This is a genomic window from Trueperella bonasi, assembly GCF_030811535.1.
In the GTDB taxonomy this organism is placed as follows: domain Bacteria; phylum Actinomycetota; class Actinomycetes; order Actinomycetales; family Actinomycetaceae; genus Trueperella; species Trueperella bonasi.
On record NZ_JAUSQX010000001.1, the window covers coordinates 1545972 to 1561845 of the forward strand.

Consider the following 15874-nt stretch of genomic DNA (forward strand, 5'->3'; position numbering starts at 1 on the left):
GTGGGTGGTGTGGTGGTTGAGAATTGTATAGTGGATGCGAGCATCTTTTGGTTTTTGTAAGTGTTTTAGGGCGTTCGGTGGATGCCTTGGTACGCGGAGCCGATGAAGGACGTTGTAGCCTGCGATATTCCTCGGGGAGTTGGCATACGAGCTGTGATCCGAGGGTTTCCGAATGGGGGAACCTGGCCAAAGTTGTTTTTGGTTACCATCATCTGAATGTATAGGGTGGTGGGGGTAACGGGGGGAAGTGAAACATCTTAGTACCTCCAGGAAGAGATATTCTGTGAGTAGTGGCGAGCGAAAGCGGATGAGGTTAAACCGGGTGTGTGTGATAGTCGTCGGACGTTGCGCATTCGGGGTTGTGGGAGCTGCTGTCTGCCTCCGGCGGGGTGGAAGAAAGTGATAAAACAGTGGGATAGGTGAACTAGTTGGGAAGCTAGACCGTAGACCGTGATAGTCGGGTAGCTGAAATCTTGTTGTCTTTTGGTGGTGTTCCCGAGTAGCACGGGGCTCGTGAAATCTCGTGTGAATCTGCACAGACCACTGTGTAAGCCTAAATACTCCGTGTGACCGATAGTGGATAGTACCGTGAGGGAATGGTGAAAAGTACCCCGGGAGGGGAGTGAAATAGTACCTGAAACCGGGCGCTTACAATCCGTCAGAGCCTCTTTGGTGGGGGTGATGGCGTGCCTTTTGAAGAATGAGCCTGAGAGTTAGGATGTGTGGCGAGGTTAACCCGTGTGGGGTAGTCGTAGCGAAAGCGAGTCTTAAATGGGCGTTGTAGTTGCATGTTCTAGACCCGAAGCGAGGTGATCTACCCATGGGCAGGGTGAAGCACGTGTAAGAGCGTGTGGAGGTCCGAACCCACTTCAGTTGAAAATGGAGGGGATGACTTGTGGGTAGGGGTGAAAGGCCAATCAAACTTCGTGATAGCTGGTTCTCCCCGAAATGCATTTAGGTGCAGCGTTGCGTGTGCTTGCTGGTGGTAGAGCGACTGGATGGTTGATGGCCCTTATTCGGGTACTGAGATCAGCCAAACTCCGAATGCTGGTTTAAGTTGTGCGTGGCAGTGAGACTGCGAGGGATAAGCTTCGTTGTCGAGAGGGAAACAGCCCAGATCATCGGTTAAGGCCCCTAAGGGTGTGCTAAGTGGGAAAGGATGTGGAGTTGCTGTGACAACCAGGAGGTTGGCTTAGAAGCAGCCATCCTTGAAAGAGTGCGTAATAGCTCACTGGTCAAGTGATTTCGCGCCGATAATGTAGCGGGGCTAAGTACACCGCCGAAACCGTGGCAACAGTTTTTGTTGGGTAGGGGAGCGTCGTGCATGAGGTGAAGCAGTCAAGTGATTGGTTGTGGATTGTGTGCGAGTGAGAATTCAGGCATGAGTAGCGATTGACGGGTGAGAATCCCGTCCTCCGTATGACTAAGGGTTCCAGGGCCAGGTTGTTCCGCCCTGGGTTAGTCGGGTCCTAAGGCGAGGCCGACAGGCGTAGTCGATGGGTAACCAGTTGTTATTCTGGTACCGGCGAAGAACCGTCCGTGCTGAAGCAGGGGATACTAACCATCCAAACCATTGCAGTGGCCTTCGGGTTGTTGTGGTGGGGAGCGTGGGACCTGATCTTGTTGTAGGCAAGCGTGTTAACAGGGGTGACGCAGAGTGGTAGCTTCCGCGTGGCTAATGGCTTGCCACGTTTAACAGCGCAGCTCGTTTCCTAGGTAAATCCGGGAAGCATGATGGGTGAGGCTGGATGATGACCACAGTTTTGTGGGAAGTAGGGTGATCCTGTGCTGCCAAGAAAAGCCTCGACGTGAGGTTCTAGCCGCCCGTACCCGAAACCGACACAGGTAGTTGGGTAGAGTATACTAAGGAGTTCGAGAGAATCGTGGTTAAGGAACTCGGCAAAATGCCCCCGTAACTTCGGAAGAAGGGGGGCCTGATCCTTGAAACACTGTGCGTGTTAGGGGTGATGGCCGCAGAAACCAGGGAGAAGCGACTGTTTATCAAAAACATAGGTCTGTGCGAACACGTAAGTGGAGGTATACAGACTGACGCCTGCCCGGTGCTGGAAGGTTAAGAGGATTGGTTAACAAACTGTGTTTGTGAAGCTAAGAATTTAAGCCCCAGTAAACGGCGGTGGTAACTATAACCATCCTAAGGTAGCGAAATTCCTTGTCGGGTAAGTTCCGACCTGCACGAATGGCGTAACGACTTCTCCGCTGTCTCAACCGCGAACTCGGTGAAATTGCATTACGAGTAAAGATGCTCGTTACGCGCAGCAGGACGGAAAGACCCCGGGACCTTTACTATAGCTTGGTATTGGTGTTCGGTACGGCTTGTGTAGGATAGGTGGGAGACTGTGAAGCCATGACGCTAGTTGTGGTGGAGTCATTGGTGAAATACCACTCTGGTCGTGCTGAATGTCTAACCTTGGACCATGATCTGGTTCAGGGACAGTGCCTGGTGGGTAGTTTAACTGGGGCGGTTGCCTCCTAAATGGTAACGGAGGCGCTCAAAGGTTCCCTCAGCCTGGTTGGTCATCAGGTGTTGAGTGTAAGTGCACAAGGGAGCTTGACTGTGAGACTGACAGGTCGAGCAGGAACGAAAGTTGGAACTAGTGATCCGGCGGTGGCTTGTGGAAGCGCCGTCGCTCAACGGATAAAAGGTACCCCGGGGATAACAGGCTGATCCTGCCCAAGAGTTCATATCGACGGCATGGTTTGGCACCTCGATGTCGGCTCGTCGCATCCTGGGGCTGGAGTAGGTCCCAAGGGTTGGGCTGTTCGCCCATTAAAGCGGTACGCGAGCTGGGTTCAGAACGTCGTGAGACAGTTCGGTCCCTATCCGCTGCGCGCGTTGGAAACGTGAGGAGGGCTGTCCCTAGTACGAGAGGACCGGGACGGACGAACCACTGGTGTGCCAGTTGTACCGCCAGGTGCATGGCTGGTTAGCTACGTTCGGGAAGGATAACCGCTGAAAGCATCTAAGTGGGAAGCCTGCTCCAAGATAACGTTTCCGTCAACATTTTGTTGTGTAGGCCCCCTATAGACCATGGGGTTGATAGGCCAGGCGTGTAAGCCTAGTAATGGGTTAAGCTGACTGGTACTAATCGGCCAACCACTAACAAAAACAGATACAAGAAAATACGCATCCACTATACAATTCTGGACCACCACACACATGCCAGAGCGTGACCGGTAATGAAAAGTTTATATAGTTTTAGCGGTGGCTACAGCGGTGGGGACACGCCCGGTCCCATTCCGAACCCGGAAGCTAAGCCCACCAGCGCCGATGGTACTGCACTCGAGAGGGTGTGGGAGAGTAGGACACCGCCGCTATTTATACATCGAAGGGGGTCTTTCCGCTATTGTGGAAAGACCCCCTTTTTTGTGGCTTTGAAATATGCAAGCGAATTTGGTGCAGTCAAAACATATGAGTTCAAAGCAATAGAGTAGAAAAAGCAGCGCGTTGAGGAGGGATTTTATGGCCGGCACTGGCGGTGAGCCTACTAATCCCTTTTTGGCTGCAGGTGTTTCAGCCCAAGCGTACATTGACGTTCGTCCCGGTTATCCCGAACAAATTCTCGATTTGCTCAGCATTAAGAGGGACGACGCCGTGCTCGACGTCGGGGCAGGCACCGGCAAACTGACCGCCCAGCTTTATGAGCGCTCCTCCCACGTCATAGCCGTTGAGCCTTCTGCAGATATGAGGAAGGCGTTTGCGCGTGCTTTCCCAGACTTTCCATCAGACCGGCTCCTAGATGGCACCGCAGAAAGCCTTCCCGTCGATGATGCACGTGTGGATCTCCTGGCGTTCGGCCAGTCCTGGCACTGGGCAAACGAACGAGCAGCAGCCCTAGAGGCGGAACGAGTCATGCGCCCCGGCGGACGGATCGCGATCATCTATAACCAGTTGGACGTGCGCCAAGCTTGGGTGCACAGGCTCTCCCGCATCATGCGCTCAGGCGATGTTCACCGCGCCGATCGGCCACCGGATCTGCGCGTGCCCGGCCATCACGGCCACATGGAGCGACCATTCACCGCGCCCACCCTCCACCAGCTCACGTGGATCGATCGGCTCACAGTACCAGAGCTCTACGAACTGGGAACCACTCGCTCGTCGTGGATCAAAAACACGCCCGAGGGCCGGGAACGCATGCGGGCGAATCTTGAGTGGTACGTGACGGAACACTTGGGCGTGCCGCACGATGGTGCCGTCGGACTTCCGTATCACGTGCACTGTTGGGTGGCCGAGCGGCTTTTGTAGCGGGCAAGCCGTCTTTCTAGCCGTTGGTGAAGCGCATGCTTACAGGTCGGACTTCACAACCTCGGGGCCACTGTGGCCGCTAGAATTGAATAGCTAAATTGTCAACTTAAGGATGGACATGCCTCAACTTCGTTCTGCGACGTCGACTCAGGGACGCAACATGGCCGGTGCGCGCGCACTTTGGCGCGCCACGGGTATGGGTTCGGAAGATTTCGGTAAACCAATTATTGCGGTTGCGAACTCTTTCACCCAGTTCGTACCCGGCCACGTGCACTTGAAGGACATGGGCCAGCTCGTGATTAGGGCGATTGAGGAAGCCGGCGGTGTGGGCAAGGAGTTCAACACGATCGCGGTGGACGACGGGATCGCAATGGGTCACGATGGCATGCTTTATTCTTTGCCTTCGCGTGAGATCATCGCGGATTCGGTGGAGTATATGGTTGAGGCGCACTGTGCCGATGCGTTGGTGTGTATCTCGAATTGTGACAAGATCACGCCCGGCATGCTAATGGCCGCGATGCGGTTGAACATTCCCGTGGTATTCGTCTCGGGCGGTCCGATGGAGTCGGGTAACGCCGTTGAGGGCGTGGTTGACCACAACACGAACCTGATTGATGCAATGACGGAATCGGTGAATGAGTCGGTCACGGATGCGCAACTGCTCGCGATCGAGGAATCGGCGTGCCCGACGTGCGGTTCGTGTTCGGGCATGTTCACGGCCAATTCGATGAACTGTTTGACAGAAGCGCTTGGGCTTTCGTTGCCCGGTAACGGTTCGACGCTGGCAACTGCCGCCCGCCGCAAGGACCTGTTCATTGAGGCCGGCAAAATGATCGTTCAGATTGCCAAGCGGTACTACGAAAACGACGACGAATCGGTGCTCCCGCGTAACATCGCAACGCGTGAGGCGTTCTTGAACGCGATGACGATGGATATCGCGATGGGCGGCTCCACGAACACAGTTCTTCATATTCTCGCGGCGGCCCTCGAAGGTGAGATCGAATTTGATATTTCAGATATTGATACGCTTTCGCGGAAAACCCCGAACCTTTCGAAGGTTGCGCCGAATTCGGTGAAATTCCACATGGAGGATTTCCACCGCGCGGGCGGTATCCCGGCGATCTTGGGTGAGCTCGATCGCGGTGGGCTACTCGAACGTAACGTGCATGCGATCCATGCCGATTCTCTGGACGAGTGGCTCGATAATTGGGATGTTCGCGGGGGCAAGGCCACCGCGAAGGCGCACGATCTGTTCACCGTGGCCCCGGGCGGGGTTCGCACAACTCAGGCGTTCTCGCAAGATAAGCGGTATGAATCGCTGGACCTGGACGCTGCCCAGGGGTGCATCCGCGACATCGAGAACGCCTACACAGCCGACGGCGGCCTGTGCGTCCTGTACGGGAATCTTGCCGAGGACGGCGCCGTCATCAAGACCGCAGGAATCGAAGAGGATCTGTTCCACTTCGAGGGGCGGGCGCGCGTCGTCGAATCTCAGGATGATGCGATTCACCTGATTTTGTCGAAGTCGGTTGAGCCGGGCGACGTCGTCGTGATCCGCTACGAAGGCCCCAAGGGCGGGCCGGGCATGCAGGAAATGCTGTACCCGACGTCGTATCTGAAAGGTCTTGGGCTGGGCAAGGTGTGTGCGCTGATTACTGACGGCCGATTCTCGGGCGGAACGTCCGGGCTGTCGATTGGCCATATTTCGCCGGAAGCCGCTTCGGGCGGAACGATCGGGTTGGTGGAAGAGGGCGATACGATCGTCATTGATATTCCCGAACGTAAGCTGCACCTTGACGTCTCCGATGCTGAGCTTGCCGAGCGCCGTGCGGCGAAGGGCGAGGCGCCTTGGGAGCCGAAGCGTGACCGTAAAGTTTCCAAGGCTCTACGTGCCTATGCTTCGATGGCCACATCGGCCTCGTTTGGTGCGGTCCGCAAGGTCGACTAGCGCCCGTTAGCATGACCAGACGCCCGCGATGGATGTGCCACAACGGCATACGCCATTGCGGAGCAATACGTGCGGATACGGATCGCGGCTAACGACGACGGCCGTGCAGCTTGGGCAGTATGTGGCAGCGGCTTTCGGTTCGCGAACGTTACCGAGATAGACGTGGTGTAGCCGGTCTCGCGCGCAATATCGCGTGCCCTCCGTAGAGTCTCGATGGGTGTGCGTGACGAAAGAAGCGCCCGGCGCATCTAACTACCGCGGGCGCGGTTCCGGGACCACGCCCGCCGGGCCCGGATCGCTATCGAGAGTACTGGCGATCGCCGAACGTGCGACGGGTAAAAGCCAGCGGCCGGCGTCGCTTGGCAGGCTGGTTATCTGATCTGGCATTCAGCGCCCTCCCGTTCATTTTGTTGCGTCCGTAGGTGAATTCTCCGTGAGTGCGAAAGCCGCATAGCCGACCACCCGGTCAAGATTGCCCGAGGCGTCGCCTGAATTGCACGAGGCGAGCAAGCGAATGTTCATGCCCCGCCGCTTCGCCGCGAGCAACATGCCGTTAAGCGGATAGGAGCCGCAGGCCCGATCGGAAACAACGGTGGAATCCAACCACAGAATCTTTTGAATCGTCTCCCGATCGGCGTCGATAGCGTGCCGATAGCCAAGATAGTGCGACAGATCGGTGCTGATCAGAATCAGCGTCTCGGGCCCGCCCCACACGGCGTCGAGCGCTTCGGCTACCTGCTCGGCGGGTGCACTGCCAACGACGAGCGGCGAGATTTCGACGTCGCCGAGCATACGCTGGATGAACGGCAACTGGACCTCAAGCGAATGTTCGTGAGCGTGCGTGTCATCATTCGTGTCAACGAAGGGGAGCTCCCGCAGGCTCTCGGAATAGTGCACGGCAAGTTCGCCGGTCGGGGTTTGCCACCGACTGTCGGAGCTCATCGCAAGCCCCGGCACCCACACCCGATGCGCCGGGCCAAGTATGACCACCCGCTGAATCTCGAAGCGCCCCGCGAGCAGACGATACGCGTTGGCCGCCGTCGAACCGGAAAACATCCACCCGGCGTGCGGAACTACCAGCGCTTTCACGGCCGGATTTCCCACGAGATCCCGGGCATTGCTCAAAGCTGAGGGCTGCTTGTGAGCCGATTCGACGACGTCGCTCACCGCCACCTGGGATGCGGCCGCAAATGCCTGATCAAGCGCATTTTCTAGCTCGGGCGGCGCTTCAGGGTAGAAGCTGCCCGCCACGGCAGGTGTTCGTACAGACATCGGTGCCTCCTATATCGAGCTTAGCCGAGATCGTAAGCTTGCTCACGCAACGCCGCTTCGGGCCTTACGGCTACGGGAAGGGACCAGCGGTGCGGTTATACTTGGGCCGAGATTAAGGACGAAGATGATCGCTGTTTTTGAGTTTCTTGCATCGCAACCCGTACTTCTAGCATTCTTCCTCGTCGGGTTTGGCATGGTTTTCGGCCACATCAAAGTGAAGGGTATTTCGCTTGGTGCTGCCGCGGTGCTGTTTGTGGCAATCGCTGTTTCGGCGTGGGGTGCCTCGCTTGGCGTGGACGTGCTGGTTCCCCATGAGATCGGCACGCTGGGCTTGGCCCTTTTTGCGTTCACGATTGGTAACAATTCTGGCCCGTCTTTCTTTGAAAATGTGCGCAAGGCGGTTGGGCCTATGGTGGCGCTTGTGCTCCTGTACGGCGTTGTTGCCGGGATTGGTTACGTGGTGGGCAGGTTCGTGTTCGACATGGACATCGCCCTCATTGCTGGCACCTTCGCTGGCTCGGTGACGAACACTCCCGCGCTTTCGGCTGCCGGTGAGGCGGCGGGCGATGCGGCGACGGCGACAGTCGGCTATTCGATTGCCTACCTGTTTGGCGTGATCGGCATGCTCGCAGCGGCCTATATTGCTCTTCGCAAAGCGCATGAAGATACGGACAAGCCCGAACCCGTGACGCACGTGACGCTGCGGGTTGATCGTGATGATCAGCCGCGGATTGGTGAGATCGTGGGGCTCTTGAAGAAGCCAGTTGAGATTTCGCGGATGCGGCGTGGGGAAACCGGTCCGATTTGGATCCCAACCCGCAATGACGTACTCGAAAAGGATGACCTGCTGACCGTCGTCGGAACTGTTACCGAACTAGGGCAACTCGAAGAACTCGTTGGGCACCGCTCCTCGCACTCGCTGCGCTCGGACCGGCGCTTCCTTGATTTCCGGCGGATCACGGTGTCTGAGCCGAAGCTCGCCGGCATGACGATCGCCGAACTCGACGAGGTGTTGACGGAGAAGTTTGGCGCTACGGCCTCGCGCGTGCGGCGCGGAGATTCTGACCTGCTGGCGATTCCTGATTTCATGATCGAGATGGGGGATCGCGTGCGAGTGATCGGACCGACGTCGAACATGAAAGCGATCTCGAAATTCTTCGGGGATTCCTCGAAGGGGCTCACGGATATTAACCCGGTGGCGCTGGGCCTGGGAATCGCGCTGGGAATGGCGATCGGCACCGTGAAAATTCCGCTGCCGGGTGGTTCAGCGATGGCGATCGGCGCCGCGGCCGGAGCGTTGATAGTTGGCTTGATTCTTGGGCGGCTCGGGCGGATCGGTGGTCAGGTGACCGCGCTGCCAAATACGACTGGTACCGTGCTTGCCGAGATCGGGTTGCTACTGTTTTTGGCGCAGGCTGGCACGAATGCTGGTGCGCAAATTTTGGCGGCGTTCTCTTCGGGGGCGTGGATCGAGATTCTGCTGCTCGGCGTGGTGATGACCAGCGCACTCGCGATTGGCCTGTTTTTGGTGATGCGCGGACTGTTTAAGATCGGTGCCACCCAGTTCTCCGGCCTGCTCGCCGGTGCCCAGACCCAGCCGGCCGTGCTTGCTTTCGCCAACTCGCGCACGAACTCCGATCCGCGTGTTGCGCTCGGCTATGCGCTGGTGTATCCGGTGGCGATGATTGGCAAGATCCTTGTGGCCACGATTCTCGGTTCGCTGTAGAGCGGCGGTGCTTGCGCTAGGCTTTCAGTTTCTTAGCGCTCGCCGAGCGGCCACCACGCGCTGCCCCTGTCGCTATTTTGTGAGCGCCACGTTTTGCTGCCCGCGGGGGTTCATTTCGCTTTCGGGGGGGGGGGGGGCGGTAAGTCGCCGGGAGGTCGGTAAGCCACAGGATTTCGGGTTTTTGCTGGCTTACGGATCTCCGGGGGACTTTATGGACCTCCCGCGGCGAGATGAAACTCCGACGCCGGCGCTGGGCGAGGTTTGTTCGCAAACGGGGCACTAATCACCTACACGGGGCATGTTAAACGTGTCCCATATAAGTGAAACCTGCCCGGTTTGCAAAGGGAGGGTGAGTCAAGGTGCTACACGGGCGGCTCGCCGAATATGCGCTGGCTTATGGGCCCAACGTCCCGATTGGTGGGACCATTATCCACCCATTGAGACGGTCCGAAATTAATTTGGCGCCGCCGTGATATGCGGATACGCTATTACCATGACGAACATTCTCGTAGTAGTAAGCCAGCGCACCGGTAGGTAACGCTGTCCTGCGGTGCGCCCCTCGAAATCCGAGGGGTTTTTTCATGCCCAACTCAGGACGGCCACCAGGTGCACGGCAAGCTGATACGACGTCGTCGTCGCCCCGAACTCAAGGAGGAAAAATGGCTAAGGCGCCAACCCCGCCCACGGCCGCGGACAAACCAACGATCCGCGAACAGGCCACAGGTGCAAGCGCGGTCATCCGCTCGCTCGAAGAGCTGGGAGTGAAAAGTGTGTTCGGCCTCCCCGGAGGAGCCGCACTCCCGTTGTATGACGCGATTTTCCAGTCCGATAAGATCCGCCACATTCTCGTGCGTCACGAGCAGGGTGCGGGCCACGCGGCCGAAGGATTCGCGGTATCGACGGGCGAGGTGGGCGTATGTATTGCCACCTCCGGCCCGGGTGCATCGAACCTTGTAACCACGCTCCTAGATGCCTACCTTGATTCGGTGCCACTCGTCGCGATTACGGGCCAGGTGGGCGCGAACCTCATCGGCACCGACGCCTTCCAAGAGGCAGACATGATCGGCGCCACGATGCCGTTTGTCAAGCACTCCTTCCTCATCACGGATGCTAATGAAATCCCGGCGCGTATGGCCGAGGCCTACCACCTGGCAAAGACCGGCCGCCCGGGCCCGGTACTTATCGACGTCACGAAGTCGGCGCAAAACGATCCGTGCGAGTTCGTATGGCCGCCCAAGATGGAATTGCCCGGTTACAGCCCGCAGGTCAAACCGTCTTTGCGGCTCGTTCGCGAGGCCGCCCGCCTGATTGCTGGCGCGCGCAAACCCGTTCTTTACGTGGGCGGCGGCGTTGTCCGCTCGCGCGGGCATGAGGAGCTGGCCAAGCTCGTTGAAGCCACCGGAATCCCGGTTGTTACCACGCTCCAGGCCCGTGGCGCCTTCCCGGATTCCGACGAGCACCACTTGGGCATGCCCGGCATGCACGGCACGGTTCCGGCGGTTGCGGCCATGCAAAAGTCGGACCTTCTGATCACGCTCGGCGCCCGGTTCGACGACCGCGTGACTGGCAAGCTCGACGAGTTCGCCCCCGATGCCAAGGTGATCCACGCAGACATCGACCCGGCGGAGATCGGCAAGAACCGCGCGGCTGACGTCGCGATCCTCGGCGACGTGAAAGAAACAATCGCGGCGCTGCTCGACGAAATGAAACCTACCTATGAACAGTACGGCAAACCGGACCTCACCGAGTGGTGGGCGTTCTTGAACCGGCTGCGCGATACGTATCCGGTTGGCTATGAAGAGCCCGACGACGGCCTGATGAGCCCGCAGTATGTGCTGTCCCGCCTGGGTGCGTTGGCTCCCGATTCTATCTTTACGACGGGCGTGGGCCAGCATCAGATGTGGGCGCAGCAATACATTTCGTGGAAGTTCCCGGGGCAACTCGTGAATTCCTGTGGAGCTGGCACGATGGGATTCGGCGTTCCCGCGGCGATGGGCGCGAAGGTCGGCAACCCGGATAAAACGGTGTGGTGTATCGACGGCGATGGCTCGTTCCAGATGACGAACCAAGAGTTGGCCACGTGCCGCCTCAACGACATTCCGATCAAGGTTGCGCTGATCAACAATTCCTCGCTCGGTATGGTGCGTCAGTGGCAGAACCTGTTCTACGACGGGCGCTTTTCGCACACCGAACTGAACACCGGGCACGGCACGGTGCGGATCCCGGATTTTGTGAAGATGGCGGAAGCCTATAACTGCCATGCGATCCGCGTGGAGAAGCCGGAAGACGTGGACGGCGCGATCGAGGAAGCGATGTCGGTGAACGATCGCCCCGTCGTCGTGGAATTCGTGGTCTCGCCGGACTCGATGGTCTGGCCGATGGTTCCCGCCGGAGTTTCCAACGACGATATTTTGTATGCGCGCGACCTGCGCCCCACCCACGAAGATGAGGAGCAAGCATGATTAGCCACCGCCACACTCTTTCGGTTCTGGTAGAGAACAAGCCGGGCGTGCTCGCACGCGTTTCGGGACTTTTCGCGCGCCGCGCGTTCAATATCCACTCGTTGGCAGTTGGCCCGACGGACGATCCGGAACTTTCCCGGATCACGCTCGTGGTTGACACGGATTACGAGTCCTTCGACCAGCTGACCAAACAGCTGAACAAGCTGGTGAACGTCATCAAGATTACCGAGCTCGAGGAGTCGAATTCGGTGCAGCGCGAGCTGATTTTGGTGAAGGTGAAGGCCGACGACGCCTCGCGCACCTCCGTCATTCAGATCGTGGAGCTGTTCCGCGCGCATATCGTCGACGTCGTACCGGATGCGGTCACGATCGAAGCGACCGGCGGGGAAGCGAAGATCAAGGCGTTGCTCGCTGCGCTCGAGCCGTATGGCGTGAAGGAAATCGTGCAGTCGGGTGCGGTGGCAATTGGCCGCGGTGCGCGCTCACTCACGGAAATCGTTGCCGCTGAGCGCAAGCAGCTGCGCGGTGCTTAATAGCCAGCTGTGCGGCGCTTAATAGCCAGCTGTGCGGCGCTTAGTAGGCGGGCGTCAAGGCGCATAATGGGACGCCCGCCCGCCTGCATCACAACCGGTTTAGAATTGAATTAGCCCACCTAAGGAGAAAATAGTGGCAGAGATTTTTTATGATACCGATGCTGATCTGAGCATCATCCAGTCCAAGAAGGTTGCCGTCATCGGCTATGGCTCGCAAGGCCACGCACACGCGCTGAATCTGCGTGATTCTGGCGTGGACGTCGTCGTTGGTCTTCGCGAAGGTTCGAAGTCGATCGCGAAGGCGCAAGACGAAGGCTTGAAGGTTGCCTCGATTGAGGACGCGACGGCGCAGGCCGACGTCGTGATGATTCTGACCCCGGATCAGCACCAGCGTCAGGTGTACGCCGAGCAGATCGAACCGAACTTAAAGGACGACGCCGCGCTGTTCTTCGCGCATGGTTTCAACATTCGCTTTGGCTACATTAAGCCGGGCGAGGGGCATGACGTGTGCATGGTCGCGCCGAAGGGCCCGGGCCACACGGTGCGCCGCCAGTATCAGGATGGCCGCGGTGTGCCAGACATCGTGGCTGTTGAGCAGGATGCCTCCGGGCAGGCGTGGGACCTCGCCCTATCGTATGCAAAGGCGATCGGCGGCACACGCGCCGGTGCCATCAAGACCACCTTCACCGAAGAAACCGAAACCGACTTGTTCGGCGAGCAGGCCGTGCTATGTGGCGGCGTTTCGCAGCTGATCCAGTACGGTTTCGAGGTTCTGACCGAGGCTGGCTATCAGCCGGAAATCGCCTACTTCGAGGTGTTGCACGAGCTCAAGCTCATCGTTGACCTGATCAACGAAGGTGGCCTGACCAAGCAGCGCTGGTCGATTTCGGACACGGCCGAATACGGCGATTACGTCTCCGGCCCGCGCGTGATCTCGCCTGAGGTCAAGCAGAATATGGAAGGCGTGCTCAAGGACATCCAGAATGGCAACTTTGCCAAGCGCTTTATCGAAGACCAGGATGCCGGCGCGCCCGAGTTCACCGAGCTGCGTAAGCAGGGCGAGGATCACCCGATTGAGAAGGTCGGCGTCGAGCTTCGTAAGATGTTCGCGTGGGAAACAGTGGACGAAGATTACGTTGATGGCTCCGCTGCCCGCTAAAGTGGCGGCTGCCCGGTAGGGTACAGGCCGATCGACGGCGCCTAGCTAATCGACGACGTCGAGGAGGGCGGTTCACGTGAGCCGCCCTCCTCGCATATCTACTAGTGCCGGTTCGGATTGCTACTAGCGGCTGCCTAGGGTGGCAACTGAGAGACGCTCGCAACTGACGGACGTCCGTCACAAAATAAGTCCGCCTGCCCGGGTTAAAGTAAAAGCCTGAGCCGAGATAACTCTGAGCCAACGTCTTTAGAGCCGTAACAAATAAGGAGGGCACATGTCTAACGTCCGCGTTGAAAAGGATTTGTTGGGAAGCCGCGAGGTACCGGCCGATGCCTACTACGGTATTCATACGCTGCGCGCGATGGAGAATTTCCAGATTTCCGGGCAGACGATGAATGATTTCCCCGAATTTATCCGCGGAATGGTGATGACGAAGAAGGCGGTGGCGCTTGCGAATCGTGATCTGCGCGTGCTTCCGAAGAAGACGGCCGAAGCGATTGTGGCCGGCTGCGATCTGGTGCTTGATGAGGGCAAGGCGATGGACCAGTTCCCGATCGACATGTTCCAGGGCGGTGCTGGGACGTCGGTCAATATGAATACCAACGAGGTGGTGGCAAATCTTGCGCTCGAGGTGCTCGGGGAGGAAAAGGGCTCGTATTCGGTGGTTAACCCGAATGATGACGTGAATAAGTCGCAGTCCACCAACGATGCGTACCCGACTGGGATTCGGATCTCGATTTACAAGCTGATCGAGACTCTGATTGAGGAAGTCCAGGCGCTCGCGGATTCGTTTGGCAGGATTGCCGAGGCAAATAAGCACGTGATTAAGATGGGCCGCACGCAGTTGCAGGATGCGGTTCCGATGACGGTGGGCCAGGAGTTTGGTGCGTTCCGTACGCTGATGGAGGAGGAGATTCGCTATCTTCGCCAGGAGATGCGTTTGCTGCTCGAGGTGAATGTGGGTGCGACGGCGATCGGCACCGGTTTGAATACGCCTGAGGGTTTCCAGGACGCGGCTGTGCGGCGGCTGGCTGAGGTGAGCGGGCTTGAGGTGACGGGCGCTCCGGATCTTGTTGAGGCGACGTCGGATACTGGCGTGTTCGTCGCGGTTTCTGGTTCGTTTAAGCGGTTGGCGACGAAGACTTCGCAGATCTGTAACGATCTGCGACTGCTGAGTTCGGGGCCGCGTGCCGGTTTGAATGAGATCAATTTGCCTGAGATGCAGGCGGGTTCGTCGATCATGCCGGCGAAGGTGAATCCGGTGATTCCAGAAGTTGTGAATCAGGTGTGTTACAAGGTGCTTGGGAACGCGACGGCGGTGTCTTTCGCGTCCGAGGCCGGGCAGTTGCAGCTGAATGTGATGGAGCCACTGATGACCCAGTGCCTGTTTGAGGATGTGTACATTTTGCGTAGCGCGCTAAAGACGCTGCGTGAGCGTTGCGTTGATGGCATTACTGTAAACGAGGACGTGTGCCGTGATCACGTGATGAACTCGATCGGCATTGTGACCTACCTGAACGATTTCATCGGCCATGATGAGGGCGATTCGATCGGCAAGGAAGCGGCGCAGACCGGTAAGGGTGTGCGCGAGATTGTGCTCGAGCGCGGCTTGATGACGCAGGAGCAGCTTGATGCGGCACTTTCGGTAGAGAACTTGATGAATCCGCGTTACATGGGCAAGATCTATGACGACGAATAGGCGCTGTTCGCCAGCTTTCTTGGCATCAGAGGACCGGATCTAGAGTCCTCATTGCCAAGTCGCTGGCAACTAGCAGCATCTGGTTGTCGTGAGAAACGACAGTCGCATTTGGTAACGCTCCGGCGGTTGCTAGGTGGATGGCGTCCAAAGTTCGGACATGACTCTGTATTGATTCGGCGCGTTGCAAGATGGTTTCGCTTACCGGAACTAGCGCTACGAAATCTAGGATCTCATCGCGCTCCAGAGGTGGGCGGGACTCTCTACGCAATACTGGAGTTATTTCGGTTTGCAAAATTCTTGATGACACGAGATCGGCATGTTCGGCGGCTTCGGTGAACCAATGAACCGTGCCGGGATGACCTTGTAGGACCATAATCGCGACCGAAGTGTCGAGGTAGTAGAGCGTCATCGGTCACCTTTGACCCATTCGATGGTTTCAGTGATCTCGTCCAATGATTTTCTGGGCCAGTTTGGGAGATCCTTAATTCGGGGTCTGTGGCGCGGTGTGCGTGCAGGAATGATTTGCAAGTCTAAATGGTCGCTCATCGGCACGAGCTTGGCAATCGGCCGCTTGTGTCGAGTGATGATGAAAGTCCTGCCGTCTTCGACGGCATTGAGGGCATGTGTGGGGTTTTGCCGGAGTTCCGCTAAAGAAAGTGTGTCCATGAAGAAATTGTAGCTTTATAGTCTACTTAAATCTAGATCTTTGCCTGCGAGGACCTTTGGCTAAATTCGAGGGGAAGTAACCCTCGTGTTTAGGCGCAACTCCTTGAATGTGGGTTCTTTGCAGTTCGAGGCGCTTTCTGTGAAA

Annotated in this window: 11 protein-coding genes and 2 rRNA genes; 10 read left to right on the forward strand and 3 right to left on the reverse strand. The window is 57.8% G+C overall.

Going from position 1 to position 15874, the window contains the following annotated elements; translation table 11 throughout:
- Nucleotides 1-54: 54 nt before the first annotated feature.
- The 5 genes from J2S70_RS07105 (at nt 55) to J2S70_RS07125 (ending at nt 6591) form a co-directional block, all read left to right on the forward strand.
- A 23S ribosomal RNA gene (locus tag J2S70_RS07105) occupies nt 55-3127 on the forward strand.
- Nucleotides 3128-3219: 92 nt separating this feature from the next.
- Nucleotides 3220-3336, forward strand: a 5S ribosomal RNA gene (gene rrf / locus J2S70_RS07110).
- 145 nt (nt 3337-3481) lie between these two features.
- A complete protein-coding gene (locus J2S70_RS07115; protein ID WP_307683033.1) occupies nt 3482-4264 on the forward strand; it encodes a class I SAM-dependent methyltransferase in 783 nt (260 codons plus the stop codon).
- Nucleotides 4265-4382: 118 nt separating this feature from the next.
- The gene (gene ilvD, locus J2S70_RS07120) at nt 4383-6212 is read left to right on the forward strand and encodes a dihydroxy-acid dehydratase (RefSeq protein WP_307683034.1); all 1830 of its coding nucleotides are present in this window, start codon (nt 4383-4385) and stop codon (nt 6210-6212) included.
- Nucleotides 6213-6435: 223 nt separating this feature from the next.
- The gene (locus tag J2S70_RS07125; RefSeq protein ID WP_307683035.1) at nt 6436-6591 is read left to right on the forward strand and encodes a hypothetical protein; all 156 of its coding nucleotides are present in this window, start codon (nt 6436-6438) and stop codon (nt 6589-6591) included.
- A gap of 23 nt (nt 6592-6614) precedes the next feature.
- Here the strand turns inward: J2S70_RS07125 and amrB are convergent, their stop codons facing one another.
- Complete coding sequence (gene amrB / locus J2S70_RS07130; RefSeq protein WP_307683036.1) at nt 6615-7484, reverse strand: AmmeMemoRadiSam system protein B; 870 nt, start codon at nt 7482-7484, stop codon at nt 6615-6617.
- A 124-nt stretch (nt 7485-7608) separates the two neighbouring features.
- On the opposite strand from amrB, the gene J2S70_RS07135 reads away from it, so the two are divergent.
- The 5 genes from J2S70_RS07135 to aspA all read left to right on the forward strand — a co-directional run bounded on the left by J2S70_RS07135 (nt 7609) and on the right by aspA (nt 15063).
- Complete coding sequence (locus tag J2S70_RS07135; protein ID WP_307683038.1) at nt 7609-9210, forward strand: aspartate:alanine exchanger family transporter; 1602 nt, start codon at nt 7609-7611, stop codon at nt 9208-9210.
- Between the two features lie 659 nt (nt 9211-9869).
- On the forward strand, nt 9870-11672 hold the full coding sequence (locus J2S70_RS07140; protein WP_307683039.1) for an acetolactate synthase large subunit: 1803 nt from the start codon (nt 9870-9872) through the stop codon (nt 11670-11672).
- The gene (ilvN, locus tag J2S70_RS07145; protein ID WP_307683389.1) at nt 11672-12205 is read left to right on the forward strand and encodes an acetolactate synthase small subunit; all 534 of its coding nucleotides are present in this window, start codon (nt 11672-11674) and stop codon (nt 12203-12205) included. The genes J2S70_RS07140 and ilvN overlap by 1 nt, the downstream gene beginning before the upstream one ends.
- Nucleotides 12206-12335: 130 nt before the next feature.
- Nucleotides 12336-13364, forward strand: a complete 1029-nt coding sequence (gene ilvC / locus J2S70_RS07150) for a ketol-acid reductoisomerase (protein ID WP_307683390.1) — start codon at nt 12336-12338, stop codon at nt 13362-13364.
- Nucleotides 13365-13638: 274 nt separating this feature from the next.
- Nucleotides 13639-15063, forward strand: a complete 1425-nt coding sequence (aspA, locus tag J2S70_RS07155) for an aspartate ammonia-lyase (protein ID WP_307683040.1) — start codon at nt 13639-13641, stop codon at nt 15061-15063.
- A gap of 25 nt (nt 15064-15088) precedes the next feature.
- On the opposite strand, the gene J2S70_RS07160 is transcribed toward aspA, so the two are convergent.
- Nucleotides 15089-15472, reverse strand: a complete 384-nt coding sequence (locus tag J2S70_RS07160; protein ID WP_307683041.1) for a type II toxin-antitoxin system VapC family toxin — start codon at nt 15470-15472, stop codon at nt 15089-15091.
- The gene (locus J2S70_RS07165) at nt 15469-15729 is read right to left on the reverse strand and encodes a type II toxin-antitoxin system Phd/YefM family antitoxin (protein WP_307683042.1); all 261 of its coding nucleotides are present in this window, start codon (nt 15727-15729) and stop codon (nt 15469-15471) included. The genes J2S70_RS07160 and J2S70_RS07165 overlap by 4 nt, the downstream gene beginning before the upstream one ends.
- Between the last annotated feature and the right edge of the window lie 145 nt (nt 15730-15874).